This is a genomic window from Citrobacter gillenii, assembly GCF_013337685.1.
Classification (GTDB): Bacteria; Pseudomonadota; Gammaproteobacteria; order Enterobacterales; family Enterobacteriaceae; genus Citrobacter; species Citrobacter gillenii.
In genome coordinates, this window is the sequence record NZ_SUQN01000001.1 from 196,242 (window position 1) to 210,642 (window position 14,401).

Here is a 14,401-nt window from a genome sequence, read left to right on the forward strand (position 1 = left end):
TTGGTAATCGATTGCGTAGTCTCGTTATAACATCGGGGTACGCTACGTTATTTTCGATTACTCAGTTTTAAGGACATCTCATGAGCCACACTCTTTTCTCTCAGAATCCCTGGTATAGCGCCGATATCATTCGTGGTTATAAACCTAACTTCACGCCACGCGTGGCGTTTATTCTCGGCTCCGGGCTGGGCGCGTTGGCCGAGCAAATCGAGGATGCGGTGGCGATCTCTTACGAGAAGCTGCCAGGGTTCCCGGTCAGCACCGTACATGGACATGCGGGGGAACTGGTGCTGGGGAATCTGGCTGGCGTTCCTGTGGCCTGCATGAAAGGGCGTGGGCACTTTTACGAAGGTCGCGGTATGACGGTGATGACCGATGCTATTCGTACCCTTAAACTGCTGGGCTGCGAACTGCTATTTTGCACCAACGCGGCGGGTTCTTTACGTCCTGAAGTCGGTCCGGGCAGCCTGGTCGCGCTCAGCGATCACATTAATACCATGCCAGGCACGCCAATGGTTGGACTCAACGATGAGCGTTTTGGCGAGCGTTTCTTCTCGCTGGCGAACGCCTACGATGCAGACTACCGTGCGATCCTGCAAACCGTAGCGAAAGAAGAAGGATTCCCGCTGAGCGAAGGCGTATTTGTCTCCTATCCGGGACCGAACTTTGAGACGGCGGCAGAAATTCGCATGATGCAGATTATTGGCGGTGATGTGGTTGGTATGTCGGTGGTCCCTGAAGTTATCGCTGCACGTCACTGTGAATTGAAGGTGGTTGCGGTTTCTGCCATCACCAACCTGGCAGAAGGGCTGGGGGATGTGAAGTTATCCCATGCCCAGACGTTGGCGGCGGCGGAACTCTCCCGACAGAACTTCATCAATTTGATCTGCGGCTTCTTGCGCAAGCTGGCCTGAATAAAAACGATAACTGACCCCGCTTGCGGGGTCTTACTTTTTTGGCAAGGAACGGAAAAATGGGTATCGCCTCACGCTTAAAGCTCATGTCGTTTTTGCAATATTTCATCTGGGGAAGCTGGTTGGTGACCCTGGGTTCTTACATGATCAACACTCTGCATTTTACCGGTGCCAACGTGGGTATGGTTTATAGCTCGAAAGGGTTGGCGGCGATTATTATGCCTGGCATCATGGGGATCATCGCGGATAAATGGCTGCGCGCCGAACGCGCCTACATGCTGTGTCACCTGGTATGCGCGGGTGTGCTGCTGTATGCCACCACCGTGACCGATGCAGATACCATGTTTTGGGTGATGCTGATTAACGCCATGGCTTATATGCCGACGATTGCGTTGTCGAACAGCGTCTCATACTCCTGCCTGGCGCAATCCGGCCAGGATCCGGTCACGGCTTTCCCGCCGATTCGCGTGTTTGGCACGATTGGCTTTATTGTGGCTATGTGGACGGTAAGCCTGATGGGACTGGAACTGAGCAGTGCTCAGCTGTATATCGCCTCCGGCGCCTCATTACTGCTGGCGATGTACGCGTTTACCTTACCGAAAATCCCGGTTGCTGAGAAGAAAGTGGCAACGACGCTTGCTGGTAAGCTGGGACTGGATGCGTTTGTGCTGTTTAAAAATCCGCGTATGGCGATATTCTTTCTCTTTGCCATGATGCTGGGGGCGGTACTGCAAATCACCAACGTCTTTGGTAATCCGTTCCTGCATGATTTTGCCCGTAACCCTGAATTTGCTGGCAGCTTTGTCGTGAAATACCCCTCTATTTTGCTGTCGGTGTCGCAGATGGCGGAAGTGGGCTTCATTCTCACCATTCCGTTCTTCCTCAAACGCTTTGGGATTAAAACGGTGATGCTGATGAGCATGCTGGCGTGGACGCTGCGTTTTGGTTTCTTTGCGTTTGGCGATCCGTCACCGTTTGGCTTTGTGCTGTTACTGATGTCGATGATCGTTTACGGTTGCGCGTTTGATTTCTTCAACATATCCGGATCGGTGTTCGTTGAGCAGGAAGTCAGTTCCAACATTCGCGCCAGCGCACAGGGGCTGTTTATGACCATGGTGAACGGCGTCGGGGCGTGGGTAGGTTCAATCCTGAGCGGCATGGCGGTGGACTATTTCTCCGTCGATGGCGTGAAGGACTGGCAAACCATCTGGTTGGTGTTTGCGGCTTATGCGCTGGCGTTGGCCGTCATTTTTGCGCTGTTCTTCAAATACAAGCATGAGCCGGAAAGGTCCGTGCAGAAATCGCTGGCACATTAATCCTTACCTGCGGCGGGCTAATGCTGCCCGCCGTTTTATGTTCTGCGATGCAATGTGGTAACTTTGCGCATTATCTTTCTCCGCTGGAGCGCATTACTCATGGAACGCACGCATCGTATCGATCTGAAGTTACTGCGTTATTTTCTGGCAGTCGCAGAAGAACTGCATTTTGGACGTGCGGCTGCCCGCCTGAATATGTCACAACCCCCGCTAAGTATTCACATCAAAGAGCTGGAGCAGCAGCTCGGCACACTGTTGTTTATCCGGCATTCCCGTAGCGTGACCTTAACCCACGCCGGAAAAATCCTGATGGAAGAGTCACGCCGCCTGTTATCCAGCGCTAACCAGGCGCTGGCACGCGTGGAGCAGATTGGCCGCGGTGAGGCAGGGCGAGTCGAACTGGGCGTAATAGGCACGGCGATGTGGGGAAAAATGCGCCCGGTGATGCGGCGATTTTTGAAAGAGAACCCGAACGTTGAGGTTCTGTTTCGCGAAAACATGCCGGCAATGCAGATGACGCTGCTGGAGCGGCGTGAGCTGGATGCGGGGATTTGGCGGATGGCAACAGCACCCTCGCCCGGATTTACCAGCCTGCGCTTGCATGAGTCTTCATTTTTGGTGGCGATGCCGGAAGAACATCCGCTGAGCGCTCGTGACGCCGTGCCGCTGGAAGCGCTGCGTAATGAATATTTTGTCACGATGCCTTCCATTCATACTGACTGGGCATTTTTGCAGCGTGTGTGCCAGAGCGCCGGATTTTCACCGATGATTATTCGTGAGGTGAGGGAGCCACAAACGGTGCTGGCGATGATCAGTATGGGGATTGGTATTACGTTAATTGCAGATAGTTATGCGCAGATGAACTGGCCTGGCGTGGTATTCCGCCCGCTGGAAGAACGCATTCCTGCTGATTTATATATTGTGTATGACCAACAGCAGGCAACACCTGCGCTGGAGAAACTGGTTGGGGCATTGACGATGTGATGTGTGCCGGATGGCGACTGACGTCTTATCCGGCCTACAACGACGTAGACTGTTGGCCTGATAAGCGCAGCGTATCAGGCAGAGAATGGCTGAATTGTTAAATTCTACGCATAGCAAAAAGGCGCCTTTAGGGCGCCTTTTTACATTGGTGGGGCGTGCAGGATGACTCGCTTCGCTCGCCCTTCGGGCCGTCGCCGTGAACGGCTCCGTTGTCTCACTGCGTTCGACCCGAACCTGCTGCAGGTTCGAATCTTTGAATTCCGTGCATAGCAAAAAGGCGCCTTTAGGGCACCTTTTTACATTGGTGGGGCGTGCAGGATTCGAACCTGCGACCAATTGATTAAAAGTCAACTGCTCTACCAACTGAGCTAACGCCCCGAAGTGGTGGGTGATGACGGGATCGAACCGCCGACCCCCTCCTTGTAAGGGAGGTGCTCTCCCAGCTGAGCTAATCACCCACTTCGGTACTTCATATTTTGACAGAAAATCCAGCTGGCGAGAAAGTGGTGGGTGATGACGGGATCGAACCGCCGACCCCCTCCTTGTAAGGGAGGTGCTCTCCCAGCTGAGCTAATCACCCACTTCTCAATTTTCTGTTCTACACGGCGGAGACTACATAAAGTAGTTGGTGGGTGATGACGGGTTCGAACCGCCGACCCCCTCCTTGTAAGGGAGGTGCTCTCCCAGCTGAGCTAATCACCCCCGCTGTGTGGAGTCGCATTATAGGGAGAGTTGAAAATGAGTCAACGCATTTTCTAAAGAAATTGTTCGTTCGTCGTAAATTTAAACAAAACGATCGCAAAACAGTCCATGCGGCATGATTTGTATACGAAAATGGCAAAGCGTGATGTTCCAACCTGAACAACATTGAGGAATCAGACCACGGTGATAGAATACGGGCCTGATAATCTTCCCAGGATTTGCCGGTTGTCGGCATCTTTATAAACGTAAGGCCATTTCATGAAAATCAAAACTCGCTTCGCGCCTAGCCCGACAGGTTATCTGCACGTCGGCGGTGCGCGTACTGCTCTTTATTCCTGGCTTTTTGCACGTAACCATAGCGGTGAGTTTGTGCTGCGTATTGAAGACACCGATCTCGAACGCTCCACGCCGGAAGCTATCGAAGCCATTATGGATGGCATGAACTGGCTGAATCTGGAGTGGGATGAAGGTCCGTACTTCCAGACCAAACGTTTTGATCGCTACAACGCCGTTATTGATGAGATGCTGGAAGCGGGTACAGCGTATAAATGCTATTGCTCCAAAGAGCGTCTGGAACAGCTGCGTGAAGATCAGATGGCGAAAGGTGAGAAGCCACGTTATGACGGTCGCTGCCGCCACGGCCACGAACATCACGCCGATGACGAACCTTGCGTGGTGCGTTTTGCCAACCCGCAGGATGGTTCCGTTATTTTTGACGACCAGATCCGTGGGCCGATCGAATTCAGCAACCAGGAACTCGACGATCTGATCATCCGCCGTACCGACGGTTCTCCAACCTATAACTTCTGTGTGGTTGTTGATGACTGGGATATGGAAATTACCCACGTTATTCGTGGTGAAGACCATATCAACAACACCCCGCGTCAGATCAACATCCTGAAGGCGCTGAACGCGCCGGTGCCGGTTTACGCGCACGTGTCGATGATCAACGGCGACGACGGTAAAAAACTGTCCAAACGTCACGGTGCGGTCAGCGTGATGCAGTATCGCGACGATGGTTACCTGCCGGAAGCGTTGCTGAACTATTTGGTGCGTCTGGGCTGGTCCAGCGGCGATCAGGAAATCTTCACCCGCGAAGAGATGATCAAGCTGTTCTCTCTTGGTGCGGTAAGCAAATCGGCGAGCGCATTCAATACCGAAAAACTGCAGTGGCTGAACCATCACTACATTAACACTCTGGCGCCTGAATATGTGGCAACGCATCTGCAGTGGCACATTGAGCAGGAAAATATCGATACCCGCGTGGGTCCGCAATTGTCCGAGCTGGTAAAACTGCTGGGCGAGCGCTGCAAAACCCTGAAAGAGATGGCGCAGAGCTGCCGCTACTTCTATGAAGATTTTGCTGAGTTCGATGCGGATGCTGCGAAGAAACACCTGCGCCCGGTTGCGCGTCAGCCGCTGGAAGTGGTGCGTGATAAAATTGCTGCCATCACCGAATGGACCGCTGAAAACGTTCATCACGCCATTCAGTCTACCGCTGATGAGCTGGAAGTGGGGATGGGTAAAGTCGGTATGCCGCTGCGCGTTGCGGTTACCGGAGCAGGCCAGTCTCCAGGATTAGACGTTACGGTGCATGCGATTGGTAAATCCCGCAGCATTGAACGTATTAACAAAGCGCTGGCGTTTATTGCTGAGCGTGAAAAGCAGCAGTAAGACAGTCAGAGAGACAACAAAACGGCAGGCGCAGATCCTGCCGTTTTTTTTGGCATTTATTCGGATTCATCAATGCCCAGACGGGTGAGAAAACTACGGATACCTTCGCGCGAAAGAAACAGCGCCAGTTTTTCTTGTTCCGCTGGTGACATGTTATCCAACGCGCTGATTATTTGGCGACAGGCGTGGCTACGGACAACGTGCGTGTATTCTGCAACGGGTTCTTCAGCCTGATAAAATTCCGGGATTTTGCGAAAAGCTGGGATATTGAGAATAAATTCCCGCACGCCGGCATCAATATGAATAAGCCTTGCGCGACCGCCCTTCACACCGGGAAACTTTTCGGTTTTCCAGTTTTGTTCTCTGATCCAACGATTGACCGTTTGTTTCGCGACTCCGAGACATTCAGCCAGCTCTTCGGTGGTCATTTTGCTGCGTAATTTTTTCATATTATTTGCTGTCGCGGATCCCTAAGCGTTGTAACAAACCGGTAATGCCTTCACGCAGGATCAATGACGTAAACATTTTCTGTTCTGCTGGCGTCATTTCTTTCGCGAGGGTGATCAGCAGTGTTTCAATAGAAGAGTCGCCAGCTAAAGATAAGTTGTCTGATAAACCTTCAGCTGAACGCTCTGCACTGCGAATGTATTCGCGAACTTGTTCGTTGACGTGAACCAGACGAGCTTTTCCGCCCTGAACGCCCGGTTTTGGTGACGTAGCCCAGCCTTCCTTGCGCACCCATTTATTAATGGTCTGCCGGCTGTAACCGGTCAGATTAGCAAGTTCTTCTGGCGTCATCCGTTCCTTGAACATAACGATTCCCTGAGTAGTCGTGGGGTTAATTAGTGGTTCAGTTTATAGCACCATTTTACTAGAAACCGTGACGCGTTTAACTACTGAATGCGAGTTGTTGCGCAATGTTCTTCATTTGCCTGCTTTTTCAGCGATTGAATTCAGTGAGTTAATTTTGCCGTTGACACGCGCGAAGGGAATTCATATTATGCCGCCCGTCAACTCGACAAGCTTTACGTGACGGGGCTATAGCTCAGCTGGGAGAGCGCTTGCATGGCATGCAAGAGGTCAGCGGTTCGATCCCGCTTAGCTCCACCAAATTTAATCCCACTAAATTTGGTACGTAAAGGCATCGTGGGGCTATAGCTCAGCTGGGAGAGCGCCTGCATGGCATGCAGGAGGTCAGCGGTTCGATCCCGCTTAGCTCCACCAAAATTAAGACCCTCGCTGAAAAGCGGGGGTTTTTTGTTTCTACTTCCTGCACGATCCTCTGCTTCCTCTGTCAGATCACCAAATGACGGACATAAAAAAACCGGGGAGAATCTCCCCGGCTGAGTCACTACGATTGCGATGCTACTGTCTTACAGCACCAGTGCTGCGATGGATGCGGACAGTACGCTCACCAGCGTAGAGCCGTATACCAGCTTCAGACCAAAGCGGGATACCACGTTGCCTTGCTCTTCGTTCAGGCCTTTGATTGCGCCTGCAATGATACCGATGGAAGAGAAGTTAGCGAAGGAGACCAGGAACACAGACAGAATACCTTCCGCGCGTGGAGAGAGCGTAGACGCGATTTTCTGCAGGTCCATCATGGCCACGAATTCGTTGGAAACCAGTTTAGTCGCCATGATACTGCCCACCTGCAGCGCTTCGCTGGACGGCACACCCATCACCCACGCAACCGGGTAGAAGATGTAGCCCAGGATGCCCTGGAAGGAGATGCTGTAGCCAAACCAGCCGGTGACGGTGGCAAACAAGGCGTTCAGCGCGGCAATCAGCGCGATGAAACCGATCAGCATTGCTGCCACGATAATCGCGACCTTGAAGCCTGCCAGAATGTACTCACCCAGCATTTCGAAGAAGCTCTGTCCTTCATGCAGGTTAGACATCTGAATATTTTCTTCGCTGGCATCCACGCGGTAAGGGTTGATCAGCGACAGTACAATAAAGGTGCTGAACATGTTCAGAACCAATGCAGCAACAACGTATTTTGGTTCCAGCATGGTCATGTACGCGCCGACGATGGACATGGAAACGGTGGACATTGCCGTCGCTGCCATGGTGTACATGCGGTTGCGTGACATCTTGCCCAGAATATCTTTATAGGCAATAAAGTTTTCAGACTGACCCAGGATCAGCGAGCTGACGGCGTTGAAGGACTCCAGCTTGCCCATACCGTTGACTTTGGATAACAAAAATCCAATTGCGCGGATGATAATAGGCAGAACGCGGATATGCTGCAGAATACCGATCAGGGCGGAAATGAAGACGATTGGGCACAGTACTTTCAAGAAGAAGAATGCCAGACCTTTATCGTTCATGCTGCCGAAGACAAAGTTTGTCCCTTCATTAGCAAAACCGAGCAGTTTTTCAAACATCTCGGAGAAGCCTTTCACGAAGCCCAGCCCGACATCAGAATTCAGGAAGAACCACGCCAGTAACACTTCGATAACAAGTAATTGAATAACATAACGAATGCGAATTTGTTTACGGTCACTGCTTACCAGCAGTGCGAGTACCGCAACCACGGCAAGGGCCAGGACAAAATGAAGAACGCGGTCCATATTTGCTCCAAACATGAGGCAGGTTTAATTTCCGTGCACATTCTATGCAACAACACCAAAGAAAACGAGATCAAACACACACTATAATAAGGACCTGTGACGAGATTCAAAATTAGTGATCGGTAATACACTTCCGTGATGTTTAGTATGGAAGTGAAAAGTTATGTCATTGTGCTAATCTCATAACATTAATTAAACATCTCATCTGCGTTTCCAGTTCCCTGATCTATTTATAGACCAACGCTATCAAAGAAATCATTTTTATCCATCAAAATGAATTTGATAATCATTCTCAACTGGCGTAGTTTGAAACATAGCAAAGGCTATGTTTTTGAGGCACGAAAATGACGAACGATCGCGTTGAGACAAGCAGTGGACGGGCAGCACGCAAGCTGAAACTTGCGTTAATGGGACCTGCATTCATCGCGGCTATCGGGTATATCGACCCCGGTAATTTTGCCACCAACATCCAGGCAGGGGCTAGCTTTGGCTATAAACTGCTGTGGGTCGTCGTCTGGGCCAACCTGATGGCAATGCTGATTCAGGTATTGTCGGCCAAGCTGGGGATTGCTACTGGAAAAAATCTTGCCGAGCAAATTCGCGATCACTACCCACGTCCGGTGGTGTGGTTTTACTGGGTGCAGGCTGAAATCATTGCCATGGCGACCGATCTTGCTGAATTTATCGGTGCTGCGATTGGCTTTAAGCTGATCCTCGGCGTTTCGCTGTTACAGGGGGCGGTGCTGACCGGTATCGCCACATTTTTAATCCTGATGCTGCAACGTCGCGGGCAAAAACCACTGGAAAAAGTAATTGGTGGATTACTGTTGTTTGTGGCCGCAGCATATATTGTCGAACTGATCTTCTCGCAGCCGAATCTGGCGCAGCTGAGTAAGGGCATGATCATTCCCAGCCTGCCGAACTCTGAGGCGGTCTTTCTGGCAGCCGGCGTACTCGGCGCGACCATTATGCCGCACGTCATTTATTTGCACTCCTCTTTAACTCAGCATCTGCATGGCGGGACACGGCAACAGCGCTACGCGGCAACTAAGTGGGATGTGGCTATCGCCATGACCATTGCCGGGTTTGTCAATCTGGCAATGATGGCTACTGCTGCCGCAGCCTTTCACTTCAGTGGTCATACCGGCATTACCGATCTCGATCAGGCTTATCTGACGCTGGAACCGTTGTTGAGTCATGCGGCGGCGACGGTATTTGGTCTCAGCCTGGTGGCGGCGGGGCTTTCTTCAACGGTTGTCGGCACGCTGGCCGGACAGGTTGTGATGCAGGGGTTTATCCGTTTTCATATCCCGCTGTGGGTTCGTCGTACGGTTACTATGATGCCGTCATTCATCGTCATTCTGATGGGACTGGATCCCACCCGTATTCTGGTCATGAGCCAGGTGTTGCTGAGTTTCGGTATCGCGCTGGCGCTGGTACCACTCCTGATATTCACCAGTAACGGTACGTTAATGGGGGATTTAGTTAACACCGTCTGGGTTAAATATGTTGGCTGGATGATTGTGGTACTGGTGGTGGCGCTAAATCTCTGGCTGCTGGTAGGGACGGCGCTCGGGTTGTAAGCAAAAAGAGCCCGCAGGCTCTTTTGTTACATTAATGATGGTGGCCATGACCACGTCCGTGGCCTTTGCCGCGACCGCGATGGTCATCGCGATCGTTCCAGCCTTCACGGTAACCGCGCTCGTACGCTTTGCGCTTATCCCAGCCACGATGATTACCGTTATCATGACGCCACCAGCGATTTTTGCGCCATTCATAATTATTGTGCCAGTAACCCCGGTCGCGCCAGTGGCCGCCGTCCCAGTAGTTACCATAATTATCGCGATCGCCAATTTGCAATTTTATTGATGGCAGCAGGGTGATTTCACCAGCGTTTGCGGCCAACGGCGTGAAAGCCAATAAGGCTGCAGCCAGAATCAGTGACCTGAACATTTTTTCTCTCCTTCACGATCGAGCCGTAGCCGGCCTGTTAATGCAATATTACGGGGCAGTAAAGCCCCGTTTAATCGCCTGAACTCTTAAATCATGAAAGAGAGCACTTTTTGTTAATAAATGTGTCTTTATTTCAAACAATTCAGGATGGCGTCAATCTCCTCGCATTCTTCTGCAGACAAATGACGGTTTGCCAGCATGCCAACAGCATCTTCAATTTGCGCTGTTTTACTGGCACCAATCAACACTGAGGTGACTTTGTCTTCTCGCAACACCCAGGCCAGGGCCATTTGGGAGAGCTTTTGTCCCCGACGCTCAGCCATTGCGTTCAGCTGGCGGACTTTTTCCAGTTTCTCTGGCGTTATCTGATCCGGATTGAGAAAACGGCTACCGCTTGCCGCACGAGAATCCGCCGGGATCCCGTTCAGGTAACGGTCGGTTAACTGCCCGCCCGCCAGCGGAGAGAAAGCGATACTGCCCACGCCTTTTTCCTGCAACAGTGACAACAATCCCCCTTCAACCCAACGTTCAAACATGGAATATTTCGGCTGATGAATCAGGCACGGGGTACCTAAGTCGTCGAGGATCTCAATCGCCTGTCTGGCAAGGTCGGCGGGATAGTTAGACAGCCCGACATACAGCGCTTTTCCCTGGCGAACAATGTGATCCAGCGCCTTCATGGTTTCTGTGAGCGGCGTTTCGGGATCGGGACGATGATGGTAGAAGATATCCACGTACTCCAGACCCATACGTTTCAGGCTCTGGTCGAGGCTGGCAATCAGGTATTTACGCGAACCCCAGTCGCCGTAGGGGCCATCCCACATGGTGTAGCCCGCCTTGGTGGAAATAATGAGTTCGTCCCGCCACGGTAAAAAATCTTCTTGCAAAATACGGCCAAAATTTCGCTCGGCAGAGCCCGGCGGTGGGCCGTAGTTATTGGCGAGATCAAAATGGGTGATCCCCAGATCGAACGCGCGCTGTAGCAGGCTTCGGCTGTTTTCTACCTGCGTGGTGTCGCCAAAATTGTGCCATAAGCCCAGAGAGATAACCGGTAGCTTGAGTCCGCTCTGACCGCAGCGGCGGTACTCCATTGTCTGATAGCGATTTTCATCCGCGTGATAAACCATGTAGACCCCTTCCTGATATCAAGATGACGTATATGTTTTAGTGTATACGGTTACACGGTCGATTCTTCAATGGTATTTCACCGGCAAAACTGTAAACCCTGCTTTCCACCCCCCCACGTCGTGTTTTCTGGACAGTCATCACAGTTCTTCGATACTCAACATGAGGTTACCGTCAGAAGGATAGCTGTCATGCAAACCGCGTATTCCGTTGCTGATTACCTGCTGGACAGACTGGCAGGGTGTGGTGTTGGCCATCTTTTTGGTGTGCCGGGCGATTATAATTTGCAGTTTCTTGACCACGTGATTGACCACCCCGACGTGCGTTGGGTTGGCTGCGCAAACGAATTAAATGCGGCTTATGCGGCGGATGGCTATGCCCGGGTCGCCGGGGCAGGGGCGCTTCTCACCACCTTTGGCGTTGGGGAGTTAAGCGCCATTAATGGAATCGCAGGCAGTTACGCAGAATATGTACCCGTGCTGCAGATAGTGGGTGCGCCGTGCAGCGGCGCTCAGCGGCGTGGGGAGCTGATGCATCACACCCTGGGCGACGGCGATTTTCTGCATTTTTATCGCATGCATCAAGCGGTAACGGCGGCCAGCGCGGTGCTTGATGCCCAAAACGCCTGCTATGAAATTGACCGTGTGCTACGGGTCATGTTAACCGAACGTCGGCCTGGGTATCTGATGTTGCCTGCCGATGTCGCCAAACAGCCCGCCACGCCCCCACAGGACAGACTGATTATTCCTCTGAGTGAATCGGAAAGTAGCGTCGTTGCGGCGTTTCGCTATCAGGCCCGTGAGCGCTTGTTGGACAGCTCGCGCGTGGCGTTGCTGGCGGATTTTCTTGCGCAGCGCTTTGGTTTGCAGCCTGTTTTGCAGCGCTGGATGGCAGAAACGCCAATGGCTCATGCCACATTGTTAATGGGGAAAGGGCTTTTTGATGAACGTCATCCTGCGTTTGTTGGCACCTACAGCGCGGGGGCCAGCAGTGAATATGTGCGCCGGGCGATAGAAGATGCCGACACCGTTATTTGCGTGGGTACCTGTTTTGTCGACACGCTAACCGCCGGTTTTACGCAATGCTTGCCGCAGGAGCGCACGATTGAGGTTCAACCGCATGCTTCACGTGTGGGAAGCCAGTGGTTTAACATCCCGATGGAGCAGGCGGTTACCACGCTACGGGAGCTGTGCCTGGAGCTGTCGTTTTCTCTGCCGCCAGAACGCCCGCCTGTCGGGCGACGTCAGGTTGAAAAGGGGCCGCTGACACAGGAAAATTTCTGGTACACGGTGCAGCAATACCTGGCAGCTGACGACATTATCCTCGTCGATCAGGGGACCGCGGCATTTGGTGCCGCTACGCTTTCGTTACCTTCCGGGGCGGAAGTACTGGTACAACCGCTGTGGGGATCGATTGGTTATTCCTTACCCGCCGCACTGGGAGCGCAAACGGCATACCCGGATCGGCGGGTGATCCTGATTATTGGCGATGGCGCTGCCCAGCTTACCATTCAGGAATTGGGTACGATGCTCAGAGACGGACAAACGCCGGTTATTTTGCTGCTCAATAATGACGGCTATACCGTGGAGCGGGCTATTCACGGGGCAAACCAGCGTTATAACGACATTGCCGGATGGAACTGGACGCAGGTGCCACAGGCGCTGAGCCGTGAGTGTCAGGCGGAGTGCTGGCGCGTGACGCAGGCTGTACAGCTGGAGGAAGTTCTGGCCCGGCTGGCGCGCCCGCAGCGGCTTTCGTTAATTGAAGTGATGTTGCCGAAAGCCGATCTACCTGAGCTTCTGCGCACGGTGACCCGTGCGCTGGAAGCCCGTAACGGGGGATAGTTATTGATCGGGGCGGTTGGCGATCATCATCGGTTTACCTGCCAACAGCAGCCAGGTGGGGAGCATGACGATGCACAGCAGCGGCAGCAGGGTGGCATCGGGGACCACCACTGCCGCCATAAACAGGCTTAGCCAGGCGTCGCGGGTGACAACCAGCACCAGCCCCAGAATGGCGCAGGAGACGGTGATTGCTGCCGGAACCGCTTCGACATGGGCATGCAGCATCAATCCCAGTGCCACGCCAACGAATACCGCCGGGAAAATACGTCCTCCACGAAAACCACTGGCGGCAGCAACAACTAACGCCGCCAGTTTGATCACCGCGAGCATGAAATAGTCTGATGCCCCCAGCGTTTGGCTAAACGCCATTTGCTGCATCTCATCCAGCCCTTTAAACAGGGTAAGTGGTCCCCCAATAATGCCCAGAATCCCAAGCAGAAAGCCGCCAACGCCGAGAATCAGTACCGGGTGTTTCAGGCGATGAATCAACTGATGTAAACGGGGTAGACACCACACCGCCACCATGCCTGCCGCAATGGCAATGGCGGCAACCACCGCGCCGCTAAAAATATCGGTCAGCTGTAGCTGAGTATATTGGGCGATGGGCAATGAAAAATGCGGATGAAAGAACAGGTCAGTCGTCAGTGCACCGGCAGCAGCAGCCAGCAGTGGTGCAAACAGGCGATCCCATAACGGCACATCGTTGGAGCCATTCAGCGTTTGTGAAAATATCAGTGCCGCGGCGACAGGCGTACCAAATAGCGCTCCGATGGTGCCCGCAGAGGCGAGAATGGTCCAGTCCAGCTTATTAATTCGAGGGAACAGACGCACGCCAATCGCCGCCGTCAGCGCGATATTCACGGTCATTATTGGATGTTCAGGCCCCAAACTGACGCCGCCGGCCAGGCCGAGGATCAGCGCAGCCAGCAGGCCCGGCAGTGCTGACGTGGGGACCGGCATTCCGATTAGCGGTTCACAGGCTGGGTCCGGTCCCGCATGCCCGTGGCTGTAGCGGATGACGAGTCCGACCAGTATCCCGGTCAACGTGAGCATACCGATTATCCACAGCGAAGAGTCATGAGCAATGCCGATGCTGGCGGGCAGGCGCTCCCATAAAAATTGCTGTAAAACGGCGGCCACTTTCATGACGATGATCAGCACCAGGCTTGAGGCAACGCCAATGATCAGTGCGGGAGTGGATAACAACAGCATCGTTCTGGCTCGCGGATGGAGCATTTTCTATTCCCTCAAATAGAGTCATAAGCATAGTTTGCACAGCCTGCCTGCTGACATCGCTGCAAATGGTGCTGAAA

At 52.8% G+C, this 14,401-nt stretch carries 13 protein-coding genes, 6 tRNA genes and 1 other RNA gene; 9 read left to right on the forward strand and 11 right to left on the reverse strand.

Annotated elements, in window-relative coordinates:
* Positions 1–80: 80 nt before the first annotated feature.
* The 3 genes from xapA (at position 81) to FCH32_RS00860 (ending at position 3,214) form a co-directional block, all read left to right on the forward strand.
* Entirely contained in the window at positions 81–914 is an 834-nt protein-coding gene (xapA, locus tag FCH32_RS00850) for a xanthosine phosphorylase (RefSeq protein WP_135911651.1), read from the forward strand.
* Between the two features lie 59 nt (positions 915–973).
* Positions 974–2,230 (forward strand): nucleoside permease, encoded by a 1,257-nt coding sequence (locus FCH32_RS00855; protein ID WP_115257840.1) that lies wholly within the window; start codon positions 974–976, stop codon positions 2,228–2,230.
* A 99-nt stretch (positions 2,231–2,329) separates the two neighbouring features.
* Complete coding sequence (locus FCH32_RS00860; protein WP_096756263.1) at positions 2,330–3,214, forward strand: LysR family transcriptional regulator; 885 nt, start codon at positions 2,330–2,332, stop codon at positions 3,212–3,214.
* 146 nt (positions 3,215–3,360) lie between these two features.
* On the opposite strand, the gene FCH32_RS00865 is transcribed toward FCH32_RS00860, so the two are convergent.
* The 5 genes from FCH32_RS00865 to FCH32_RS00885 form a co-directional block, all read right to left on the reverse strand.
* Positions 3,361–3,494: non-coding RNA, RtT sRNA (locus tag FCH32_RS00865), on the reverse strand.
* 22 nt (positions 3,495–3,516) lie between these two features.
* Positions 3,517–3,592, reverse strand: a tRNA-Lys gene (locus FCH32_RS00870).
* Positions 3,593–3,596: 4 nt separating this feature from the next.
* Positions 3,597–3,672: transfer RNA gene (locus tag FCH32_RS00875), tRNA-Val, on the reverse strand.
* 46 nt (positions 3,673–3,718) lie between these two features.
* Positions 3,719–3,794 (reverse strand) — tRNA-Val (locus FCH32_RS00880).
* Positions 3,795–3,840: 46 nt separating this feature from the next.
* Positions 3,841–3,916, reverse strand: a tRNA-Val gene (locus FCH32_RS00885).
* 258 nt (positions 3,917–4,174) lie between these two features.
* Here FCH32_RS00885 and gltX point away from each other — a divergent pair.
* Positions 4,175–5,590: a glutamate--tRNA ligase gene (gene gltX / locus FCH32_RS00890; protein ID WP_096756264.1), complete on the forward strand. Its 1,416-nt coding sequence runs from the start codon at positions 4,175–4,177 to the stop codon at positions 5,588–5,590.
* Between the two features lie 56 nt (positions 5,591–5,646).
* Here the strand turns inward: gltX and FCH32_RS00895 are convergent, their stop codons facing one another.
* Together FCH32_RS00895 and FCH32_RS00900 are read right to left on the reverse strand one after the other, a co-directional pair.
* Positions 5,647–6,039, reverse strand: a complete 393-nt coding sequence (locus FCH32_RS00895; RefSeq protein ID WP_096756265.1) for a MerR family transcriptional regulator — start codon at positions 6,037–6,039, stop codon at positions 5,647–5,649.
* Between the two features lies 1 nt (position 6,040).
* On the reverse strand, positions 6,041–6,403 hold the full coding sequence (locus FCH32_RS00900; RefSeq protein WP_096756266.1) for a YfeC-like transcriptional regulator: 363 nt from the start codon (positions 6,401–6,403) through the stop codon (positions 6,041–6,043).
* A gap of 221 nt (positions 6,404–6,624) precedes the next feature.
* Here FCH32_RS00900 and FCH32_RS00905 point away from each other — a divergent pair.
* Together FCH32_RS00905 and FCH32_RS00910 are read left to right on the forward strand one after the other, a co-directional pair.
* Positions 6,625–6,700 (forward strand) — tRNA-Ala (locus tag FCH32_RS00905).
* 38 nt (positions 6,701–6,738) lie between these two features.
* Positions 6,739–6,814, forward strand: a tRNA-Ala gene (locus FCH32_RS00910).
* 149 nt (positions 6,815–6,963) lie between these two features.
* Here the strand turns inward: FCH32_RS00910 and nupC are convergent.
* Positions 6,964–8,166 carry a nucleoside permease NupC gene (nupC, locus tag FCH32_RS00915; RefSeq protein WP_115257842.1) on the reverse strand — a complete coding sequence of 401 codons (1,203 nt, stop codon included), beginning with the start codon at positions 8,164–8,166 and terminating at the stop codon, positions 6,964–6,966.
* A gap of 273 nt (positions 8,167–8,439) precedes the next feature.
* Here nupC and FCH32_RS23375 point away from each other — a divergent pair, with 273 nt between their 5' ends.
* On the forward strand, positions 8,440–8,514 hold the full coding sequence (locus tag FCH32_RS23375) for a hypothetical protein (protein ID WP_420838392.1): 75 nt from the start codon (positions 8,440–8,442) through the stop codon (positions 8,512–8,514).
* On the forward strand, positions 8,511–9,749 hold the full coding sequence (locus FCH32_RS00920) for an Nramp family divalent metal transporter (RefSeq protein ID WP_117343677.1): 1,239 nt from the start codon (positions 8,511–8,513) through the stop codon (positions 9,747–9,749). Before FCH32_RS23375 ends, FCH32_RS00920 begins: the two co-directional genes overlap by 4 nt.
* A 31-nt stretch (positions 9,750–9,780) precedes the next feature.
* Here the strand turns inward: FCH32_RS00920 and ypeC are convergent, their stop codons facing one another.
* Both ypeC and mgrA read right to left on the reverse strand, forming a co-directional pair.
* Complete coding sequence (ypeC, locus tag FCH32_RS00925) at positions 9,781–10,119, reverse strand: DUF2502 domain-containing protein YpeC (protein WP_096756273.1); 339 nt, start codon at positions 10,117–10,119, stop codon at positions 9,781–9,783.
* 128 nt (positions 10,120–10,247) lie between these two features.
* Positions 10,248–11,246 carry an L-glyceraldehyde 3-phosphate reductase gene (gene mgrA / locus FCH32_RS00930; RefSeq protein WP_117343678.1) on the reverse strand — a complete coding sequence of 333 codons (999 nt, stop codon included), beginning with the start codon at positions 11,244–11,246 and terminating at the stop codon, positions 10,248–10,250.
* A gap of 189 nt (positions 11,247–11,435) precedes the next feature.
* On the opposite strand from mgrA, the gene FCH32_RS00935 reads away from it, so the two are divergent.
* Positions 11,436–13,088 carry an alpha-keto acid decarboxylase family protein gene (locus FCH32_RS00935; protein ID WP_174360322.1) on the forward strand — a complete coding sequence of 551 codons (1,653 nt, stop codon included), beginning with the start codon at positions 11,436–11,438 and terminating at the stop codon, positions 13,086–13,088.
* Here the strand turns inward: FCH32_RS00935 and FCH32_RS00940 are convergent, their stop codons facing one another.
* Positions 13,089–14,324: an ion channel protein gene (locus FCH32_RS00940; protein ID WP_174360323.1), complete on the reverse strand. Its 1,236-nt coding sequence runs from the start codon at positions 14,322–14,324 to the stop codon at positions 13,089–13,091.
* Between the last annotated feature and the right edge of the window lie 77 nt (positions 14,325–14,401).